The sequence below is a fragment of the Micromonospora sp. NPDC047707 genome (genome assembly GCF_040704235.1).
Taxonomy (GTDB): domain Bacteria; phylum Actinomycetota; class Actinomycetes; order Mycobacteriales; family Micromonosporaceae; genus Micromonospora.
The window spans coordinates 262,457-280,017 of sequence record NZ_JBEYSU010000003.1 but is presented as its reverse complement, the minus strand read 5'-3'; the positions used below and the strand labels follow the sequence as shown (position 1 = coordinate 280,017).

Below are 17,561 nucleotides of genomic sequence, written 5' to 3'. Positions count from 1 at the left end.
GGGAGGCGGGAGCCTGGATCGCGGAAGGGAGGGAGACCATGGCGTACACGGTGGGGCAGGTGGCGAAGGCGGCCGGCGTGACGGTCCGGACGCTGCACCACTACGACGAGATCGGCCTGCTGTCGCCGAGCGGTCGCAGCAGCACCGGCTACCGGCGCTACGACGACGCGGACCTGGAGCGGCTGCAGCTCATCCGCTACTACCGGGAGCTCGGTTTCCCGCTGGAGGAGATCGCCGCGATCCTCGACGACCCGGCGAGCGACCCGGCCGAGCACCTGCGCCGGCAGCACGAGCTGCTGAGCGCGCGGATCGGCAAGCTGCAGGACATGGTCGCGGCGATCGAGATCGCGATGGAGGCACGGAAGATGAACATTCCGCTGACGCCGGAGGAGCGGTTCGAGGTCTTCGGCGACTTCGACCCGGACGCGCACGCCGAGGAGGCGGAACGCCGCTGGGGCGGCACCGAGGCGTACCGGGAGTCGGCCCGGCGCACCGCCGGCTACTCGAAGGACGACTGGCTGCGCAACAAGGCCGAGAACGAGGACTGGGGGCGCCGGTTCGCCGAGGTGATGGCCGCCGGCGCACCGGCGGACAGCCCGGCGGCGACGGACCTGGCCGAGGAGCACCGGCAGCTCATCAGCCGGTGGTTCTACGACTGCTCGTACGAGATCCACACCGGTCTGGCCGACATGTACGTCGGTGACCCGCGGTTCACCGAGTACTTCGAGAAGATCCGCCCGGGGATGGCCGCGTACCTGGCGGAGGCCATCCACGCCAACGCGATCAGCCGGGCGTGACGCCGACCGTGGCCCCGGGGAAGCCCGGGGCCACGGTCCCGGTCAGTCGCCGATGGTCGTGTGCAGGATGCCGCGGCCGAACGTCGCCGCGAACAGCGTCTTCGACCCGGCGTGGAAGTGCACGTCCATGACGGGCACGGCGGGGAACGTCGCGCCGACCTTGAGCCAGGTACGGCCCAGGTTCGGGGTGAAGAAGACACCCATGTCGGTGCCGACGTACAGCCACTTGCGGTGCTTCGGGTGCCGGATCACGTCGTTGACCGGCGCCTGCGGCAGGTTGCCGGAGATGTCCCGCCAGGTCGCCCCGCCGTCGGTGGTCATCAGCACGTGCGGCTGGGTCTCGCTCTCCCAGCGGAACCCGGAGTACGTGACCCAGGCCGTCCGCGCGTCCGCCGGGTCCACGGTCACCCGGGTGACCCACCGGTCGGGCAGGTCGGGGTCGGTCAGCCGGGTCCAGGTGCCACCGCCGTCCCGGGTGACCCACAGGTAGCCGTCGTCGGTGCCGACGTACACCACGTCCTCGTCGGTCCGGGCGATGCCGATCGCGGTGATGGTCGCGTACGACGTGGCGTTGCGCGGCGTCGGCCCGCCGGTCAGGTCGGGGCTGACCGCCCGCCAGGTGCGCCCCCGGTCGTCGGAGCGGTTGAGCACGTTGGAGCCGAAGTAGACGGTGTCCGGCGTGCCGGGGGCGATCTCCAACGGCGACACCCAGTTGAACCGGGTGCCGGCGAACCGGGCCCGGATCGAGGTCATCGTGTCGCCGCCGTTGTCGGAGCGGGCGCAGCCGCCGTTCTGCGAGCAGGCGTACACGTTGTCGAGGTCGACCGGGTTGATCCGGTTCATCATCCCGTCGCCACCCCGGTACAGGTTCCAGTCGGTCCCGCCCCAGGACCGCAGCGAGCCGTTGTCCTGGGTGCCGCCGGAGGCCCGGCGGACGTCCTGCGCGCTCACGTCCATGGCGTAGAACTGCATGTACGGCTGGACGGACGCGGCGGTCCACGGGCCGACCACGTCGCCACCCCGGTCCGACCAGTAGAGGCCGCCGTCGTTGCCCACGTACACCCGGCCCGGCGTGTGCGGGTCCCAGGCCATGGCGTGCTGGTCGACGTGGATGCCCCGGCCGGTCACCCAGGTCAGGCCGCCGTCGCGCGACTCCATCATCGGTACCCCGGCGGAGAAGACGTGGTTCGCGTCGGCGGGGTCGACCCAGAGCCGGCCGAACCACCAGGCGAACCCGCCGTCGGCGGCGTCGAGCGCCGGCTCGCCGGTCATCGGCCGGGACCAGGTGGCGCCCGCGTCGTCGGAGACGAAGAAGCCGGTCAGGTTGCCGATCCGGTCGTTGGTGATGGCGTACGCGCGGTTCGGGTCGCCAGGTGCGAACGCGACGCCGCTGCGGCCGGGGTCGCTGGTCGAGGCGGGCAGGGGTGCGCCGAGCCGGGTCCAGGTGGCGCCGCCGTCGGCGGAGCGGTACAGGCCGGAGCCGGGGCCGCCGTACTCGCGCCCGTCGGGGTAGCGCAGCTTGTCCCACATGGCCGCGAGCAGGATGTCCGGTTCGGTGGGGTTGATCGCGACGTCGATCGCGCCGGTGGAGTCGTTGAGGCCGTCGAGCAGCTGCTTCCACGTCTCCCCGCCGTCGGTGGTGAGGTAGACGCCGCGGTCGCCGCCGGTGTCGAACAGCCGGCCCTGCGCGGCGACGACGATCCGGCGCGGGTCGGTGGGGTCGATGCGGATCCGCCCGATCGCGCCGGTGTCGGTCAGCCCGAGGCTCTCCCAGGTCGCGCCGCCGTCGGTGGAGCGGTAGACGCCGGTGCCGTAGTACGACCCGCCGCCGCCGTGGTCCGGCTCGCCGGTGCCCGCGTACAGGGTGCCGTCGGGCGCGATCGCGAGCGCGCCCATGGACTGCGGCAGGTCGTCGGCCCAGGCGCTGGTCAGCGTGGCGCCGCCGTCGACGCTCTTCCACACCCCGCCGGTGCCGGCGGCGACGTAGACCGTGCCGGGCGTGGTCGGGTGGACCACCACGTCGATGAGTCGCCCGCCGATGTTGGTCGGGCCGAGCAGGTTCCACGTGACGTCGGACAGGTTCGGCGCGCCGCGCCGCGTGGCGTTCACCAGCGTCCGCGACTGGGCCAGCGCCTCCTGGTAGGCGGTGGCCGGGATCGAGCCGTCCGGGTTGGCCCGCTGCGCCCACATCCATTCGGCGGGCGCGGCCGGATTCTCCTCTTCGTGGAGGGCGACCGGGCGCGGTGGATCACCGGCCAGGTGCACCAGGGTCGTCGCGACCGTGAGCGCGGCCGCCACCACCCCCGCGCCGATCAACCGGAACCGTGTCCGCCTCGACAGCACCGACCGCATGGGTTCACCGGCCTTCCGCAGCATCGTCGCCGCTCGATGTGGCGGTCAGCGTACGCGGGTATCGACGTCTGTGGAAGGTGGCTTCGACTGTCGTAGGACTGTGAGACTGTCGCGTCAGGATCGCACACATCGGAGGTTCGACAGGTGTTCATCGTCGCCGGAAGCCTGTACGTCGACCCGGAGGACCGGGACGACTACCTCGCCGGGTGCGTCGAGGTGGTGGAAGCCGCCCGCAAGGCGCCCGGGTGCGTCGACTTCACCATCAGCGGGGACCTGGTCGAGCCGGGCCGGGTCAACGTCTACGAGCGGTGGGAGTCCGAGGACAAGCTGCTGGCGTTCCGGGGCTCCGGCCCGACGGAGGAGCAGCAGGTGGCGATCCGCGGCGCGGAGGTCCACCGGTACCTGATCTCCGGCGTCGAGGCCCCCTGACGGGTCACTCGCTGACCGCCTCCGGCGCGGGCGCGGTCAGGTAGTCGTGGACCGTCCGGGCCAGCCGGCGTACCACCTCGTCGCCGGTGGCGATCGGGCCGCCGGTCAGGAACGCGGGCGGGGTCACTTCGGCGGCGCCACCGGCGGAGGCTCCGGCGGCAGGCTGGGCGCGAGCCGGCGCAGCGTGAAGAAGGCCGGCACCAGCGCCTCGTACAGCTCCGAGAAGAGCGGCAGCAGCGTCGCGTACGTGGCGGCGGCGGCCGGGTCGGGCCGGACGGCCTCGTCGATGTCGACCAGTTCGGCCGCGACGTCGATGGACGCGACCAGGCCCAACGCCTCCATGCCCAGCAGCGCGGCCCCGAAGCCGGACCCCCCGCGGCCCGCGGGGAAGCGCACCGGCATGCCGAGCACGTCGGCGAGCATCTGCCGCCACAGCGGACTGCGGGCGAAGCCGCCGCTGGCCCGGACCTCGTGGACCTCGTTGCCGGCCGCCCGGATCGCGCCGAGCACCAGCGCGAGCTGCTGGCAGACCCCCTCCAGGGCGGCCCGGACCAGGTGCCGGCGGCGGTGCCCGTGGGTCAGCCCCACGTACGCGCCGCGCGGCAACGCCGACCAGTTCGGGGCCCGCTCGCTCAGCAGGTACGGCAGCATGAGCAGCCCGCCGGAGCCGACCGGCGCCCGGGCGGCCTCGGCGAGCAGTTTGTCCTCGGCGTCGGGGCCGAGCTCCGGAGCGAGCGCTTCGCCGGCCCAGTCGAGCACGATGCCGCCGTTGTTGATGGCGCCGCCGACCGTCCAGCGCTGCTCGGTCAACGCGTAGCAGAACACCCCGCCCAGCGGGTCGACGCCGGGCCGTTCGACCATCACCCGCATCGCGCCGCTCGCGCCGATCGAGCAGGCCGCCATCCCCGGGGCGACCACGCCGAGCCCCAGGTTCGCCAGCGGCCCGTCCCCGGCGCCGACCACCACCGGCGTGTCCCGGGGCAGCCCGGTCGCCGCGGCCACCTCGGCGGTGACGCCCGGCAGGACGTGGGTGGTGGGGACCAGCTCGGGCAGCTGCATCGACGTGATCCCGGCGATACCGAGGGCCTCGGAATCCCAGGCCAGCTGGTGGATGTCCAGCAGGCCGGTCGCCGAGGCCATCGAGTGGTCGGTGACCAGCGCGTCACAGAGCCGCAGCAGCAGCCAGTCCTTGATGCCCACCCAGTACGCCACCCGGCCGAAGAGTTCCGGCTCCACCTCGGCGTACCAGAGCAGCTTCGGCAGTGGCGCCATCGGGTGGATCGGGGTGCCGGTGCGCTGGTGCAGGGTCAGCCCGGACGGCACCGCCCGCAGCCGCTCGGCCTGTCGGGCGGACCGCGAGTCGGCCCAGGTGATCGAGGGCGTGATCGGGGTGCCGGAGGCGTCGAGCCCGATCAGGCTGTGCATCGCGCTGCAGAGGGAGAGGGCGGTGACCGGTCGGTCGAGTCCGGCCACCGCGCCCCGGACCGCCTCGATCACCGCCGCGTGGATGCGGTGCGGATCCTGCTCGGCGTATCCGGGGTGGGGCTCGTCGAGCGGGTACCCGGCGGAGTGGTGGGCGACCAGCCGGCCACGGGTGTCGTACGCGGCGGCCTTCGTGCTGGTGGTGCCGACGTCGACGCCGATCACGACGCCCAGGGCCCTGTCGGTCACCGGCCCCACCCCCTCGCCGTGCGCGGCCCCCGGCCGCCGCTGACGTTACCGAGCCGAAGGCGGGCGGGACGGCGAATCCGGTTGCGCGCGCGGTTCGGCGTGCGGTCGCGCCGCGTGTCGTGCGGGCCCGCCGCCGGACCTCGGGTCGCGCGACACGCCCGCACGGCATGAATCGACGCAGCGAAACCGCCCTATCGTCCGGGTTGCTCCACCGATCGGGTAATTTGCACCCGGCAACCCGTCCCCGACCGGGCCCCACCGCGGTTAACAGATGTGACACCCCGGTTGGTGGCCCATGGCCTAGGAGTCGGCGTGGCAATGACTGATTCGACCGGTTCGACGTGGCGGTACCGGTGGGCACACCGGCAGAACGAACGGCGGCAGCGGGTCTTCCGCGACGCCGACGAGGCGTGGCGGCGGCGCGACGAGGAACTGCGCCGGCTGCGTACCCTCGCCGAGGAGTTCGAGGGCTCGACCGACGCGGGTTCCGGCCTCCCCCTGGAGCTCACCCCCGGCGAGGTGGTCTTCTGGGCCTGGCCCGCCGCCCAACTGGTCGAGGTCCGGCACACCGCGGTGCTGCCCGCGCCCGACCTCACCGTCACGCCGCGGCCGACGTCGCTGCGCAACCGGCGGCCCGACGGCATCCGGGTCGCCGACGCCGGCATGGCGGTGATCACCAACCGCCGGCTGGTACTGCTCGGCGGGCGCGGCCGGCGCGACTGGACGTACGGGAAGATGACCGGCCTGGCCCACGACGCGACCGCGCCGGTCACGCTGATCCAGGTGCTCGACCGGCGCCGCGCCTCCGGGCTGCTGCTCCCGGTCGACGTGGCGGCCGACTTCCGGTTCACGCTGACGCTGGCGTTCGCCGACGCGATCGAGCAGCGTGGCGCGGTCATCGCCCAGCTCGACGAGGCGATCGCCGAGCACGAGCAGCTCAAGCCGTTCCGGCCGGCCATCGCCACGCCCGCCCAGGCGCGGCTGAGCGGATTCGTGCCCGGCGGCCGGCGGACCGTGGCCATCGCCGCCGGCATCGCGCTGCTGGTGCCGGTGGCGCTGCTGGAGACCGACCCGTCGGATCCGGGCCGCTCCGAGGTCGCGGTCGCCGCCACGCCGGCACCCACCATGACCACCGCCGCGCCGGTCGAGGCCGCCGGGTCGCCGACGCCGCGCCGCGAGGACCCGTCGCCCGCGCCGCCGTCGCCCGCGCGTTCGTCACCGCCCGCTCCCTCGTCACCGCCGTCGGACGATGAGCTGTGCGGGGCGCCGGCCAACCCGATGGGGTACGGCTTCTGCAGCGGCACCCGCATCCGCCGGCCCGCGGCCGAGGTGTGCGACTGGTTCGACTGCGTGCCCGAGTTCTGGGCCGGACGCGGGTACCTCGTGCAGTGCCGGGACGGGTCGGTCAGCCTCGCCGGCGGCAGCCCCCGGGCGTGCCGCGCGTACGGCGGCGTCCGCCGTACCTTCCGGCGCTGATCCGCCGGGAGGTGGCGCGCCCGCGACCGCTCCCATGCACGGCGCTGCCGGCCGGCCACTGTCGCTGGTGGACAGGGCGGGGCGAGCGGCGATCCTCGGGTACCGGCGCTGGCTGTCGCACCGCTGGACCGGGCGGTGCCGCTACACCCCGACGTGCAGCGCGTACGGGCTGGCCGCGGTCGAGCGGTACGGCCTCGCCGTGGGCGGGCGGATGGCGGCCGACCGGCTGCGGCGCTGCCGACCCGACGTCCCGTGCGGCACCCACGACCCGGTCCGCTGACCGGCCGCAGCGGGCCGGTGGGCGTGTCCGGGCGGGATGTGAAACGTTGTACCGTGCGTGACGGCGACTTCACCCCCTGCTGCTCCTGGACCGCCGTGGCGGGTCCGGTGGGCTGAGCGGGAGAACGACCGGCGGCGGCGCGCCCACGCCGGTGACGCCGAGGCGTGGCGTCGCCGTGCCGACGAGCTGACCCGGCTGCGGGTCGAGGCGACCTGCTTCCTCGGGTGCAGCCTGCCGCCGGACCCGCCCGTCGTGCACCTGGGCCGCGGCGAGGTCGTCTACCGCATACTCCCGAAGGTGGAACTGGTCGAGGTCGCGGCCCGCAACCTCGCCGGCCTGCCCGCACCCGGCCTGGCCGTCGACCCGGCCGGCACCGACGCGCCGGGCCACCCCCTGCCGCCGGGCCTCCGGGTGGTCGACGCCGGCACCGCCGTGGTCACCGACCGCCGGGTGGCGTTCCTCGGGCGGCACCGCCAGCGGATCTGGTGGTACGCGGACCTGGCCGGCCCGGCGCACCACCCGCGCGCCCCGCTGACCCTGCTGCACACGACGGACGGGACCCCGCTGGCGGGGCTGCTCGCGCCGCCGCCGGCCGCGCTGAACCTGCGCTTCTACCTCACTCTCGCCTTCGCCGACGGTCTCGGCAACCGCGACGCCGTCGCCGCCTGCCTCGACGACCTGGTCGCCGCCCACCTGCGCGCCCGACCGGTCGCGCCGCCGCCCGCCGCACCCGCCGAGGCGCCGGTGACCGCCCGCCTGCACGACCGCCGGCTCGCCGCCGCCGCGGCGGCGCTGGCCGCGTCGGCGGTCGTCGCCGTCACGTTCGCCGTCGGCCGGACGCTCACCCCGACCGTCCCGGCCGGGACACCGAGCCCGGTCGTGGTCAGCGACGTGACCGGCCCGGTCGACGGCTCGCCGACGCCGACGTCGTCGCCCGGGCCGGTCGAGCGTCCGCCGACGCCGACCACGCTCACGCCTCAGCCGGGCCGGCGGTCGCCGTCGACGCGCTAGTCGGTGTCCAGGAACGTCCGCCGCGACACCGGCGGCGTTCCTGGCCGCCGCACCGGCGGGGGAGACCCGCCCTACTCCGGCTTGTGGCAGACCGCTTCGAGGTTGTTGCCGTCCGGGTCGCGCACGAACGCGCCGAAGTAGGTCGCGTGGTACTCCGGCCAGAGCCTCGGGGCGTGCAGCACCTCGGCGCCGGCCGACACGGCCGCGTCGTGGAACGCCTGCACCGCCGCGCGGTCCGCCGCGGTGAACGCGATGTGCGCCTCGACGCCCTGCGCCTCGCCGTCCAGCGGGCTGAGCCAGAAGTCGGGGGCGCTGCTGCCATACCCGACCGCTCCCGGGAACTCCATCATCCGGCGGGCCCCGAGCGGGGCCAGGACGGCGTCGTAGAAGGCGAGGCTGGTGGGCAGGTCACGCACCTGGATCCCTAGGTGGTCGAGCATGACGGCTCCTCGTCGGCGATGGGACTGACGGGCGCACGCTACGACCGGGGTGTGACACGCTCCGACGTGGCGAGGCAGATCTGCAGGCCGGGGCCGGCGCGCCGGTCCTGCTTCGCGGTGTACATCGCGGCGTCCGCGCGCCGGATCAGCCGCTCGCCGTCCTCGGGCCGGTCGTTCCACGCCACGCCGATGCTCGCGCCCAGGCGCACCGGCCCACCGGCGACGATGAACGGCGGGCGGAAGACCCGCTCGATCCGCCGGCACAGCTCCGTCGCGTCGTCCCGCTGCGCGTCCAGGCCGAGGATGACGAACTCGTCGCCGCCGAACCGGCTCACCGTGTCGCCGGGGCGGACGCAGCCGCGCAGCCGCCCGGCCATGTCCGCCAGCACCTGGTCGCCCGTGGCGTGGCCGTACCGGTCGTTGACGGTCTTGAACCCGTCCAGGTCGCAGAAGAGCACCACCACCCGGCGGCCCGCCGCCAGGGCGGCGTCCAGGCGGCGGAGGAACTCCGCCCGGTTCGGCAGGTTGGTGACCGGGTCGACGCTCGCCTGGTAGCGCAGGACGCGTACCCGCTCCGACCACACGTTCCAGATCCGCAGCATGACCAGCGGCGTCACGGCGGCGGTGTTGACCGCGAGCAGCGCCGTGTCGACGTCCCGGCCGAGCAGTTCGCTGGCGCTGCCCACGGCGGGCATGGCGCACAGCGCGAGCCCGAGGAAGACCAACCGCTCCTTGCTCAGCTCGTCGGTCGGCGCAGGCCCGGGCTGGAGCAGGCGGACGACCGACCGGGCCAGCGCCGTCAACCCGACCGCCGTGTAGCCCGCCAGGTACGCCATGTCCGTGTACGCCGGCCGGTCGCTCGACCCCGGGACGACGACCAGCGCGACGCTGACCACCCCGACGAGGGAGAACCCCATCGCGGTGAGCAGGAACCACAGCGCCGGGATGAACTCCCGGGCGGTCAGCAGCAGCCGGACCAGGCACCCGAAGATGCCGGTCAGCATGAAGACCATCACGCAGGTCGAGATCTGCGTCATGGCCGGGGCGTCGACGTCCCGCAGGTGCGGCAGGAGCAGGAAGTTCCACAGCACCCCACCGGCCACCATGGACACGATCGTGGCGTCGATCAGCCCGCCCACGTCGTCGCGCCCGCGCCGTACGACGATCGTGATCGCCCCGGCGAACATGAACACCTGCGCCAGCGCCGCGAAGATCCCCACGACCGCGCCGTCACCGCTCGGGAGGCGCATCGCGAAGACGTACCAGTACCAGGCCACGTTGCTGGCGTTGAAGCTGACCAGGGCGGCGAGCAGGAACCAGAACGGCTTCCGGTGCCCGGCGGGCGTCCGGTTGAGCCCGATCATCACCGCCGGCACCGTCGCGAAGGACAGCACCAGGAAGTCGACCATCTTCTGCGCGTCGGACAGGTACGGGTACCCGACGATGCCGACGCCGCAGAAGATCAGGTAGCCGACGCTCAGCCCCAGCCCGCCCGGCTCCTGGTGCAGGCCGCGGTACCGGCCCGCCCGGCGCGCCGCCCAGTCCACCTCGTCGAAGACGTTCACGATCGACACGGTAGGGAGCTGGGCCGCCGTGCGGTAGCCGTGGCGCACATGCTGGACGGTGGCGGTTCGGCCGGCCACCGCCCGGCGGCGCCGGTCCCGGATGCCGGTTCACGCGTGGCGAGGGGACACCGGTCTTAGTACCGTACGCGGGACGAGCGGGTCGTGCCGGACGGTCCCGGGCCCGTGTTTGGTGAGGACGAGGTGACCGGTTCCACCGATGACAGCCGCCCCGGCTGGGACGGGGCAGGGGTTCGTGCCGGCCAGTGCCCGGGCTGCGGCCGGTCCACGGCCGACGACGTGTGCCTGCACTGCGCCGCCGAGGACCACTTCCGCAGCGCCTCGCTGGTCCGGGGCTTCGTCGCCTTCCCCGGCCGCGACCCCGGCCAGCCGGCTCCCGGCCCGCCGGCAGCGTCCGGGCTCGGCGACCGGGTACGCCGACCGCCGGGCAGCGGCGTCGCCGGGCCCTCGTTCGTGCGGACACCGCCCCGGCCCGCGCCCGCCCGGTCCGCCGCCGGCACCCGGACCCGCCGGCGGAACGAGGGCGGCGGTCGGGGGCCGCGGAAGATCCTCCTGAGCGTCGCCATCGCGCTCGGCGCGATCCTGCTCGCCGCGCTGGTCGGCATCGTGGGCGCCGTCATGACCGGTCCGGTGAGCGGCCCGGGCGCTGACGCCACCCCGACCGCTGACCGGCCGGGCTGAGCCTGTCGTACCCGCCCGGCAGCATCGCGCCATGGTTCTGACGTCCCTGGCCGAGGTCGAGCGCGCGATCCGGGCGGCGTGGTCGCGCTCGCCCTGGCCCTGGCCAAGCGGCCCCGGCTGCTGCTGCTCGACGAACCGGTGGCCAGCCTCGACCCGCTCGCCCGGCGGGAGTTCCTCCAGACCCTGATGGGCAGCGTCGCCGACACCGGCACCAGCGTGCTGCTCTCCTCGCACCTGCTGGCCGACGTGGAGCGGGTCTGCGACTACGTGATCGTGCTGAACGCGGCCCAGGTGCGGCTCGCCGGCCCGGTCGACGACCTGGTCGTCGCGCACCGGCGGCTGGTCGGCCCCCGACACGACGGGTCCCCGGTCGCCGGTGTCGCGGAAATCGTCCGGGCCAGCCACACCGACCGGCAGTCCACCCTGCTGGTCCGCATCGACGGGCCGGTCACCGATCCGCGGTGGACGGAGCACGACGTGACCCTGGAGGACGTCATCCTGGCGCACCTCGCCGACGGCGACACGAAGGCCAGCCACGAGGCGTGGGGGTGCCGGCATGATCTGGCTGACCTGGCGGAAGCACCGCCGAGAGGCGTTCTTCGCCGTGGCCGCGCTCGCGGTCCTCGGGGCGTTCATGGCCGCCACCGGGCTGGCCATGCGCAACGCCTACGACGACTACGGGCTGCCCGACTGCGTGACCCGCTTCGGGAGATCGGCGCCGGACCCGGTCTCGGCGAGACCTGCCACCGGGCTGTACCGATCTTCCCCAGCTGTGGGCAGGCTCGCTAAGCGAAACTTGAATCGCCGCGAGGCAACCATTCCGGTCCTTTCGCCAGGGGCCTGACGTCCGCTTCCGCGTGATCGCTGACAGCCGACGCGCCGGGGGATGGTGGCGTCACGTCGGCCCCGACTGCTGTCATGTGCGGATGAGCGAGTCCGAGGTACGGCGCACCGTCGAGGCGGTGTGGCGGTTGGAGGCCGGGCGGGTGGTCGCCGGCATCGCCGCGATCGTCCGCGACGTCGGCCAGGCCGAGGAGTTGGCCCAGGACGCGTTGGTCGCCGCACTCGAATCGTGGCCGCGCGAGGGCGTACCCGCCAATCCCGGCGCCTGGCTGACCACCGTCGGGAAGCGCCGGGCGATCGACGCGGTGCGCCGCCGGCAGACCGGGGAGCGGGTGGTGGCCGCGCTCGGCCGGGACCTCGACGAGCAGGTCACCCCCGACTTCGACGCCGCGCTCGAGGACCGCATCGAGGACGACCTGCTCCGGCTGATCTTCGTGGCCTGCCATCCGGTGCTCTCGCCGATCGCGCGGGCCGCGCTCACCCTGCGGCTCGTCGGCGGCCTCACCACCGGCGAGATCGCCCGCGCCTTCCTCACCACCGAGTCCACCGTCGGCCAGCGGATCACCCGCGCCAAGGCCACCCTCGCCGCCGCTCGCGTCCCCTTCGAGGTCCCCGGCCCGGCCGAGCGCGCCGAGCGGCTCGGCTCGGTGCTGGAGGTCGTCTACCTGATCTTCAACGAGGGGTACGCGGCCACCGCCGGCGACGACTGGATGCGCCCCACCCTCGTGCAGGAGGCCCTGCGCCTGGCCCGGCAACTCCAGGGGCTGATGCCCGACGAACCCGAGGTGCACGGCCTCGCCGCGCTGCTGGAGATCCAGGCGTCCCGCGTCCACGCCCGCACCGGCCCCGACGGCGAGCCCATCCTCCTCAACGACCAGGACCGCACCCGCTGGGACCAGTTGCTCATCCGCCGCGGACTCGCCGCCCTCGACCGGGCCCGCTCGCCCGGCACCGGCACCGTCGGCGGCGCGCCCGACCAGCCCGGCCCGTACACCATCCAGGCCGAGGTCGCGGCGTGTCACGCGCGGGCGCGTACCCCCGGGGAGACGGACTGGGCGCGGATCGCGACCCTCTACGCGGAGCTGGCCCGGCTGGTGCCCTCGCCGGTCGTGGAGCTGAACCGGGCGGTCGCCGTCGCCCAGGCCGACGGGCCCGCCGCCGGCCTGGAGATCGCCCGGGCGCTGGCGGACGAGCCGGCGCTGGCGCAGTACCACCTGCTGCCGAGCGTGCTCGGCGACCTGCTCGCCAAGCTGGGACGGCAGGGCGAGGCACGGCGGGAGTTCGAGCGCGCGGCCTCGCTCGCCGGCAACGCCCGGGAGCGGGCGCTGCTGCTCGACCGGGCCGCCGCGTGCGGCTCGTAAAAAATCTTGGCAGCGGATGTCGGATCCGGCCCGACCCGATCGACGCGTCAGTGAAAGCCCGAGATGGTGTCCGAGAACCGGAAGGAATCCTGAGATGCGCTACATGCTGATGCACAAGCTCGACGAGAACGAGCCCCTCGCCTTCGACCCGAGTCCCCAGTTCATCGAGCGGATGGGCGCCTTCATCGAGGAGGCGCAGAAGGCCGGCGTGTTCCTCGCCGGTGAGGGCCTGGAGAAGAGCAGCAAGGAGTCCGGCCGGATCACCGCCGACAAGGGCAAGGTGACCGTCACCGACGGGCCGTTCACCGAGACCAAGGAGCTGATCGCCGGGTTCGCGCTGCTGGAGGTACGCGACAAGAACGAGGCGATGGAGTGGGGGCGGCGGTTCGTCAACCTCTTCATCGAGGAGGGTGTCTACGTCGAGGTCGACGTCCGCCGGGTCTTCGAGTTCCCGGAGGGATGACCGTGCAGGGGTGCGGACGGTCGCGTCCGCACCCCTGTCACGAGTCGGGCAGAAGATGCCCGAGTACGGCCGAGAGCCGCTCCAGCATCCCGTCGACCTGACCGCGGTCATATCCCCTCAGGGCCAAGGGCAGTTTGCCGCGCTCGCGGTCCAATTCCGTCTTGGCCTGCTCGATACGCGATGCCTGGTCGGAGTTCAGCGCGTCCACGCATCGCCCGATCAGCTCGTCCACCCGGCGCTTGTCGTACCCACGCAATCCGCTTGTGAAGGTCGGTGTCTCGAACACCGGTCGGTCCAGGGGCGGTTCCACGCGGGTACCTCGATTCCTGAGGGGCCGTCGTGGGAAGCATGGCACGGCGGCACAAGCGCACCGGAAAAATCTTGCGGAGGGATGTCGGATCGCGACCGGCCCGGTCGACGCGTCAGTGAGAACCGACCGACGAGGAGATCGCGATGACCAGTACGACCCTGACGTGGACCGGGACGGGCGTCCCGACCGCGACCCTGCTCACCGCCGGGATGGCGGCCGGGCCGTTCTTCCTGGCCGTGTCGTTCGCCCAGGTGTTCACCCGGGACGGCTTCGATTTCAGCCGGCAACCGCTCAGCCTGCTCGCTCTCGGCGACCACGGCTGGATCCAGATCACCAACTTCGTCCTCGCCGGGCTGCTGGCCCTCGCTGGTGCCGCCGGCCTGCGCCGGGCCCTGCGCGGCCGCCCGGGCGGCACGTGGGGCCCGGCGCTGGTGGCGGTGGCCGGCGTCGGCATGGTCGTGGCCGGGGTGTTGACCGCCGACCCGAGCATGGGCTGGCCGGCGGGCGCTCCCGAAGGCTCGCCCGACACGATGAGCTGGCACTCGGTCGGGCACGGCGTCGGGGCGATGCTGTCCTTCGGGTCGCTCACCATCGCCTGCCTGGTCCTGGGTCCCCGCCTCGGCCGTCGCTGGGCCGCCTTCTCGGTGCTGGTCGCGCTGGCCACCATCGTCGTGATGGCCTGGCCCGACCAGGGCAGCATCAGCGTCCGGATGGCCGTCGGTTCGGCCCTCATCTTCGGCTGGCTCACCGCCGTGTCCGCCCGCCTCCGCGCCGACCTGCCCTGAAAGGGTTGTTCGAGATGCGCTACACCGACGGCCCGTTCACCGAGACGAAGGAACTGATCGCCGGCTTCGCCCTGCTGGAGGTGCGGTCGAAGGAGGAGGCGGTGGAGTGGTCGAAGCGGTTCGCCGGCATCTTCACCGACTTCGGGCTGGACGTCGAGGTCGACGTCCGCCGGGCGTACGAGGGACCGAAGGCGGTCTGACAAGGGCGTACGCGGGGGAGCCGGATGTGATGGCCGGCTCCCCCTGCCCTACTGGGCCTCGGTACCCTCGCGCGCCCGGCGGAGCTGCCGCGCATCCGTGAACCGGCCTCCGGCGAAGCGGGCCAGGGCTGTCGCCACCTCGTCCGCCGGCTCACGGACCCGGTTGAGGCCGAGCAGGACCAGAGCCCTCCGCCCGTCCAGCGGGCTCGTGCCGTCCAGCGGACGATCGATGGTCGACCCGGCCGGCACCAGCACCAACGTCGGAGGGGTCGGCTTGTTCTGATCGGCGGTCGGCACCGGCGCGTCGAGAATGATCGCGTCGATCTCGGCCCAGGACACCAGCCGGTTGAGCCCGGCGACCCGCAGGGTCAGCCCCTCCGTGCCGATGTGGAACCGGAACGGCCTGAGCTCGCGGACGGCGATCGCGCCGCTGATCACCAGCCCGAGGCCGCCGAGGATCGCCGCGGTGCCGGACCCGGCGGCGGAGCCGCACACCAGCACGAGCACGCTGCATGCGGCGAACCAGCCGCCCATGACCAGCAGATCGCGGCTTCTGTGCAGCTCCACGCCCGTACCTCGATCCTCGTGAGGGTCGCCGTGGAGAGAATCGCATGACGGTGCGAGCGTGTCTGTCGGATCTGAGCGGCGACCGACGCGTCACGTCGCGTCGTGCGTCACGGCACTGCGGGCGTGTCACTGACCGCGATACGGAGCGGACCGGCGGCGAGGACCCCCAGCACCTCCCCGGCGTCGAAGATCTCACCGGGGGCGGCCACGCCGGTCGTGAGCGTACGACCGGTGAGGAGCCGGACCACGCCTTCGACGACGATGGGTGCGGTGACGGCGTAGATGTCGCGGCCGGACGCGGCGATCCTGCGCTCCTGGGCACCCCGGCGCACGACCACCTCGGCGGCGAACCGCTGGGCGGATCGTCCCGACTCGTCGGTGGCCACCGGTGCCGGTGTCGCCGGGTCCCGCAGGTGGCTGAGCGAGGCGGTGTTGAGGTAGGAGGTCAGGGCACCCACCGGAAGGTGACGGGCGATGGTGACGACCTCCGAGAACGGCAGGCCGACCATGCGCTGCTCCCCGAACGGCTCCGGGAACCGCCAGGTGCTCTCCGGCGCCGGCTCGGCGAGGGGCGCCAGCCGTCCGTCGTTCACGACCAGTCGACGGACGGTGTTGCGCCGGCCGGTCGCGCGAGTGCCCTCGGTCGGCCACCACCGGTCCAGCGCGATCGCGACCGTGATCTCGTCCACCGGCGCGGAATCGTGGGCCGAACCGTCCGTGGCGACCGTGGCCAGCAGGTCGGCGAGACCGCCGTAGAACGCCATCGCGGGCACCACACCGACCCCCGCCGAGCGGGCGGGATCGGCCAACTCGCGGTACACCGCCTGCACCGCCGCCTGCTCGGCCGTCACGTCCAGGTAGTGGGCACCCGCCGCCACCGCCGCGGTCGCCACCGGCAGGGCCGTGTCCAGGAAGGGCCCGGCGCAGTTGACGACCGCATCGATGTCGTCGAGCGCCGACGGTGGCGCGCCGTCCGCCAGGGACCACGATCGCCATTCGAGCCCACCGTACTCGTGGGCGAGCGCCTCCAGCGCCGGTGCGTTGCGACCTGAGAGCACCGGCGTCAGGCCGCGGCGGAGAAGTTCGTCGACCACGAAGCGGCCGGTGTGACCGTTGGCGCCGTAGACCAGCACCCGTCCCATCTCGTTCATGTCTCCATGGTCAACATCTGGGACGGGTGCCACCAGCGTCCGATCTGACGACTGCCGTACAGTTTCGGACATGCACCGGGTCGCGCTCGTCCTGCACGAGACCACGATGCTCTACGAGGCGGCCATCGCCGCCGAGATCTTCGGCGTGGACCGGTCCGAGCTCTCACCGACCGGTGAGTGGTACGACCTGGTCGTGTGCACCCCGGACGGGCGGCCGAACCGGTGGCTCCCGGACGCGCGGACCGCGCGCTTCGACGAACTGGTCCGCGCCGACAGCGCCGTCGTCCCCTCCACCGACGACCCCGACGCACCACCGGACCCGGGCCTGCTGGAGGCGTTGGCCCGGGCGCACCGGCGCGGTGTGCGGATCGCCTCGCTGTGCACCGGCGCCTTCGTGCTCGCCGCCGCCGGCCTGCTCGACGGTCGCAGCGCCACCACCCACTGGATGCACGCCGACGACCTCGCCCGGCAGCATCCCCTGGTCGACGTACGCGCCGACGTCCTCTACACCGACGACGGGCAGGTGCTCACCTCCGCCGGCAAGACGGCAGCCCTGGACCTCTGCCTCCACCTGGTCCGCCGCGACTTCGGCACCGCGGCGGCCAACAACCTCGCCCGGCGGATGGTCGTACCCGCACACCGGGCCGGCGGCCAGGCGCAGTTCATCGCCCCACCGGCCGCGCCCGACAACCCGGACCGGCTCGGCGCCATGCTGGAATGGGCCCGCAGCCGTCTGGACCAGCCGCTCACCGTGCCGGACCTGGCCCGCGAGGCCGGGCTCAGCAGCCGCCACCTCGCCCGCCGGATGCGGGCCGAACTCCGGCTCAGCCCGCTCGCCTGGCTGCACCAGCAGCGGATCGCCCGGGCGCAGGAGCTTCTCGAACGTAGCGACGCGTCGGTCGAGCAGATCGCGACCCGTTGTGGTTTGGGCACCGCGACCACCCTGCGTCGGCACTTCCACAAGCACGTGGGCGTGAGCCCCACCGCCTACCGGTCCGCGTTCCACTCCCTGGTTCCGACGTCCGGTACTCCGCACCCGGCGCGCCCTGCCGGTGCCTGAGCCGCGCGGCGTTAGCAAGGTTCACCCCTTCGAGCCGGCGGGGACTACTGTGCGGCACTGCGGGCCCTGCTCGAACCCGCCACGACCGGCACCACCAACCC

The 17,561-nt window shown here is 73.6% G+C and carries 18 protein-coding genes and 2 pseudogenes; 12 read left to right on the top strand and 8 right to left on the bottom strand.

Going from position 1 to position 17,561, the window contains the following annotated elements; translation table 11 throughout:
• The first annotated feature begins 38 nt into the window (after positions 1–38).
• The gene (locus AB0873_RS05245; RefSeq protein WP_366598515.1) at positions 39–797 is read left to right on the top strand and encodes a MerR family transcriptional regulator; all 759 of its coding nucleotides are present in this window, start codon (positions 39–41) and stop codon (positions 795–797) included.
• Between the two features lie 42 nt (positions 798–839).
• On the opposite strand, the gene AB0873_RS05240 is transcribed toward AB0873_RS05245, so the two are convergent.
• Positions 840–3,173, bottom strand: a complete 2,334-nt coding sequence (locus AB0873_RS05240) for a glycosyl hydrolase (protein WP_366598513.1) — start codon at positions 3,171–3,173, stop codon at positions 840–842.
• A 120-nt stretch (positions 3,174–3,293) separates the two neighbouring features.
• Here AB0873_RS05240 and AB0873_RS05235 point away from each other — a divergent pair, with 120 nt between their 5' ends.
• Complete coding sequence (locus AB0873_RS05235; protein ID WP_366598512.1) at positions 3,294–3,578, top strand: antibiotic biosynthesis monooxygenase family protein; 285 nt, start codon at positions 3,294–3,296, stop codon at positions 3,576–3,578.
• A 4-nt stretch (positions 3,579–3,582) separates the two neighbouring features.
• Here AB0873_RS05235 and AB0873_RS05230 read toward each other — a convergent pair whose 3' ends face one another.
• Together AB0873_RS05230 and AB0873_RS05225 are read right to left on the bottom strand one after the other, a co-directional pair.
• Positions 3,583–3,705 carry a hypothetical protein gene (locus AB0873_RS05230; protein WP_366598510.1) on the bottom strand — a complete coding sequence of 41 codons (123 nt, stop codon included), beginning with the start codon at positions 3,703–3,705 and terminating at the stop codon, positions 3,583–3,585.
• Positions 3,702–5,249, bottom strand: a complete 1,548-nt coding sequence (locus AB0873_RS05225; protein ID WP_366598509.1) for a gluconokinase — start codon at positions 5,247–5,249, stop codon at positions 3,702–3,704. The genes AB0873_RS05230 and AB0873_RS05225 overlap by 4 nt, the downstream gene beginning before the upstream one ends.
• Positions 5,250–5,561: 312 nt before the next feature.
• On the opposite strand from AB0873_RS05225, the gene AB0873_RS05220 reads away from it, so the two are divergent.
• From AB0873_RS05220 to AB0873_RS05210, 3 genes and pseudogenes are all read left to right on the top strand, one after another.
• Entirely contained in the window at positions 5,562–6,725 is a 1,164-nt protein-coding gene (locus tag AB0873_RS05220; protein ID WP_366598508.1) for a hypothetical protein, read from the top strand.
• Between the two features lie 67 nt (positions 6,726–6,792).
• Positions 6,793–7,005 carry a membrane protein insertion efficiency factor YidD gene (gene yidD, locus AB0873_RS05215; protein ID WP_366598507.1) on the top strand — a complete coding sequence of 71 codons (213 nt, stop codon included), beginning with the start codon at positions 6,793–6,795 and terminating at the stop codon, positions 7,003–7,005.
• Between the two features lie 57 nt (positions 7,006–7,062).
• Positions 7,063–7,824: pseudogene (locus AB0873_RS05210) on the top strand (hypothetical protein); the annotation flags it as partial.
• A 263-nt stretch (positions 7,825–8,087) separates the two neighbouring features.
• Here AB0873_RS05210 and AB0873_RS05205 read toward each other — a convergent pair.
• Entirely contained in the window at positions 8,088–8,456 is a 369-nt protein-coding gene (locus tag AB0873_RS05205; protein ID WP_366598506.1) for a VOC family protein, read from the bottom strand.
• Positions 8,457–8,494: 38 nt separating this feature from the next.
• A complete protein-coding gene (locus AB0873_RS05200; protein WP_366598505.1) occupies positions 8,495–10,021 on the bottom strand; it encodes a GGDEF domain-containing protein in 1,527 nt (508 codons plus the stop codon).
• Positions 10,022–10,204: 183 nt separating this feature from the next.
• On the opposite strand from AB0873_RS05200, the gene AB0873_RS05195 reads away from it, so the two are divergent.
• From AB0873_RS05195 to AB0873_RS05180, 4 genes are all read left to right on the top strand, one after another.
• Positions 10,205–10,720, top strand: coding sequence for a hypothetical protein (locus AB0873_RS05195; RefSeq protein WP_366598503.1), 516 nt, complete (start codon positions 10,205–10,207; stop codon positions 10,718–10,720).
• Positions 10,721–10,798: 78 nt separating this feature from the next.
• Positions 10,799–11,509 (top strand): AAA family ATPase, encoded by a 711-nt coding sequence (locus AB0873_RS05190; RefSeq protein WP_366598502.1) that lies wholly within the window; start codon positions 10,799–10,801, stop codon positions 11,507–11,509.
• Positions 11,510–11,646: 137 nt separating this feature from the next.
• Positions 11,647–12,924, top strand: a complete 1,278-nt coding sequence (locus AB0873_RS05185) for an RNA polymerase sigma factor (RefSeq protein ID WP_366598501.1) — start codon at positions 11,647–11,649, stop codon at positions 12,922–12,924.
• A gap of 94 nt (positions 12,925–13,018) precedes the next feature.
• The gene (locus AB0873_RS05180; RefSeq protein WP_155333878.1) at positions 13,019–13,387 is read left to right on the top strand and encodes a YciI family protein; all 369 of its coding nucleotides are present in this window, start codon (positions 13,019–13,021) and stop codon (positions 13,385–13,387) included.
• A 37-nt stretch (positions 13,388–13,424) separates the two neighbouring features.
• Here AB0873_RS05180 and AB0873_RS05175 read toward each other — a convergent pair whose 3' ends face one another.
• A complete protein-coding gene (locus AB0873_RS05175; RefSeq protein WP_155333877.1) occupies positions 13,425–13,697 on the bottom strand; it encodes a hypothetical protein in 273 nt (90 codons plus the stop codon).
• A gap of 143 nt (positions 13,698–13,840) precedes the next feature.
• Between AB0873_RS05175 and AB0873_RS05170 the strand changes: the two genes are divergently transcribed.
• Both AB0873_RS05170 and AB0873_RS05165 read left to right on the top strand, forming a co-directional pair.
• On the top strand, positions 13,841–14,482 hold the full coding sequence (locus AB0873_RS05170) for a DUF998 domain-containing protein (RefSeq protein ID WP_366598500.1): 642 nt from the start codon (positions 13,841–13,843) through the stop codon (positions 14,480–14,482).
• Positions 14,483–14,505: 23 nt separating this feature from the next.
• Positions 14,506–14,682 (top strand): annotated as a pseudogene (locus tag AB0873_RS05165) (YciI family protein); the annotation flags it as partial.
• Between the two features lie 48 nt (positions 14,683–14,730).
• Here AB0873_RS05165 and AB0873_RS05160 read toward each other — a convergent pair.
• The gene (locus AB0873_RS05160; RefSeq protein WP_366598499.1) at positions 14,731–15,249 is read right to left on the bottom strand and encodes a hypothetical protein; all 519 of its coding nucleotides are present in this window, start codon (positions 15,247–15,249) and stop codon (positions 14,731–14,733) included.
• 107 nt (positions 15,250–15,356) lie between these two features.
• Positions 15,357–16,400 carry a saccharopine dehydrogenase NADP-binding domain-containing protein gene (locus AB0873_RS05155; protein WP_366598498.1) on the bottom strand — a complete coding sequence of 348 codons (1,044 nt, stop codon included), beginning with the start codon at positions 16,398–16,400 and terminating at the stop codon, positions 15,357–15,359.
• Positions 16,401–16,470: 70 nt separating this feature from the next.
• Between AB0873_RS05155 and AB0873_RS05150 the strand changes: the two genes are divergently transcribed.
• The gene (locus AB0873_RS05150) at positions 16,471–17,460 is read left to right on the top strand and encodes a helix-turn-helix domain-containing protein (protein WP_366598496.1); all 990 of its coding nucleotides are present in this window, start codon (positions 16,471–16,473) and stop codon (positions 17,458–17,460) included.
• Positions 17,461–17,561: the final 101 nt, after the last annotated feature.

Bases quoted from the DNA above. Each gene is read 5' to 3' on its own strand.
- AB0873_RS05245 (WP_366598515.1), top strand. From the start codon at position 39: ATGGCGTACACGGTGGGGCAGGTGGCGAAGGCGGCCGGCGTGACGGTC.
- AB0873_RS05240 (WP_366598513.1), bottom strand. From the start codon at position 3,173: ATGCTGCGGAAGGCCGGTGAACCCATGCGGTCGGTGCTGTCGAGGCGG.
- AB0873_RS05205 (WP_366598506.1), bottom strand. From the start codon at position 8,456: ATGCTCGACCACCTAGGGATCCAGGTGCGTGACCTGCCCACCAGCCTC.
- AB0873_RS05185 (WP_366598501.1), top strand. From the start codon at position 11,647: ATGAGCGAGTCCGAGGTACGGCGCACCGTCGAGGCGGTGTGGCGGTTG.
- AB0873_RS05180 (WP_155333878.1), top strand. From the start codon at position 13,019: ATGCGCTACATGCTGATGCACAAGCTCGACGAGAACGAGCCCCTCGCC.
- AB0873_RS05170 (WP_366598500.1), top strand. From the start codon at position 13,841: ATGACCAGTACGACCCTGACGTGGACCGGGACGGGCGTCCCGACCGCG.
- AB0873_RS05155 (WP_366598498.1), bottom strand. From the start codon at position 16,400: ATGAACGAGATGGGACGGGTGCTGGTCTACGGCGCCAACGGTCACACC.
- AB0873_RS05150 (WP_366598496.1), top strand. From the start codon at position 16,471: ATGCACCGGGTCGCGCTCGTCCTGCACGAGACCACGATGCTCTACGAG.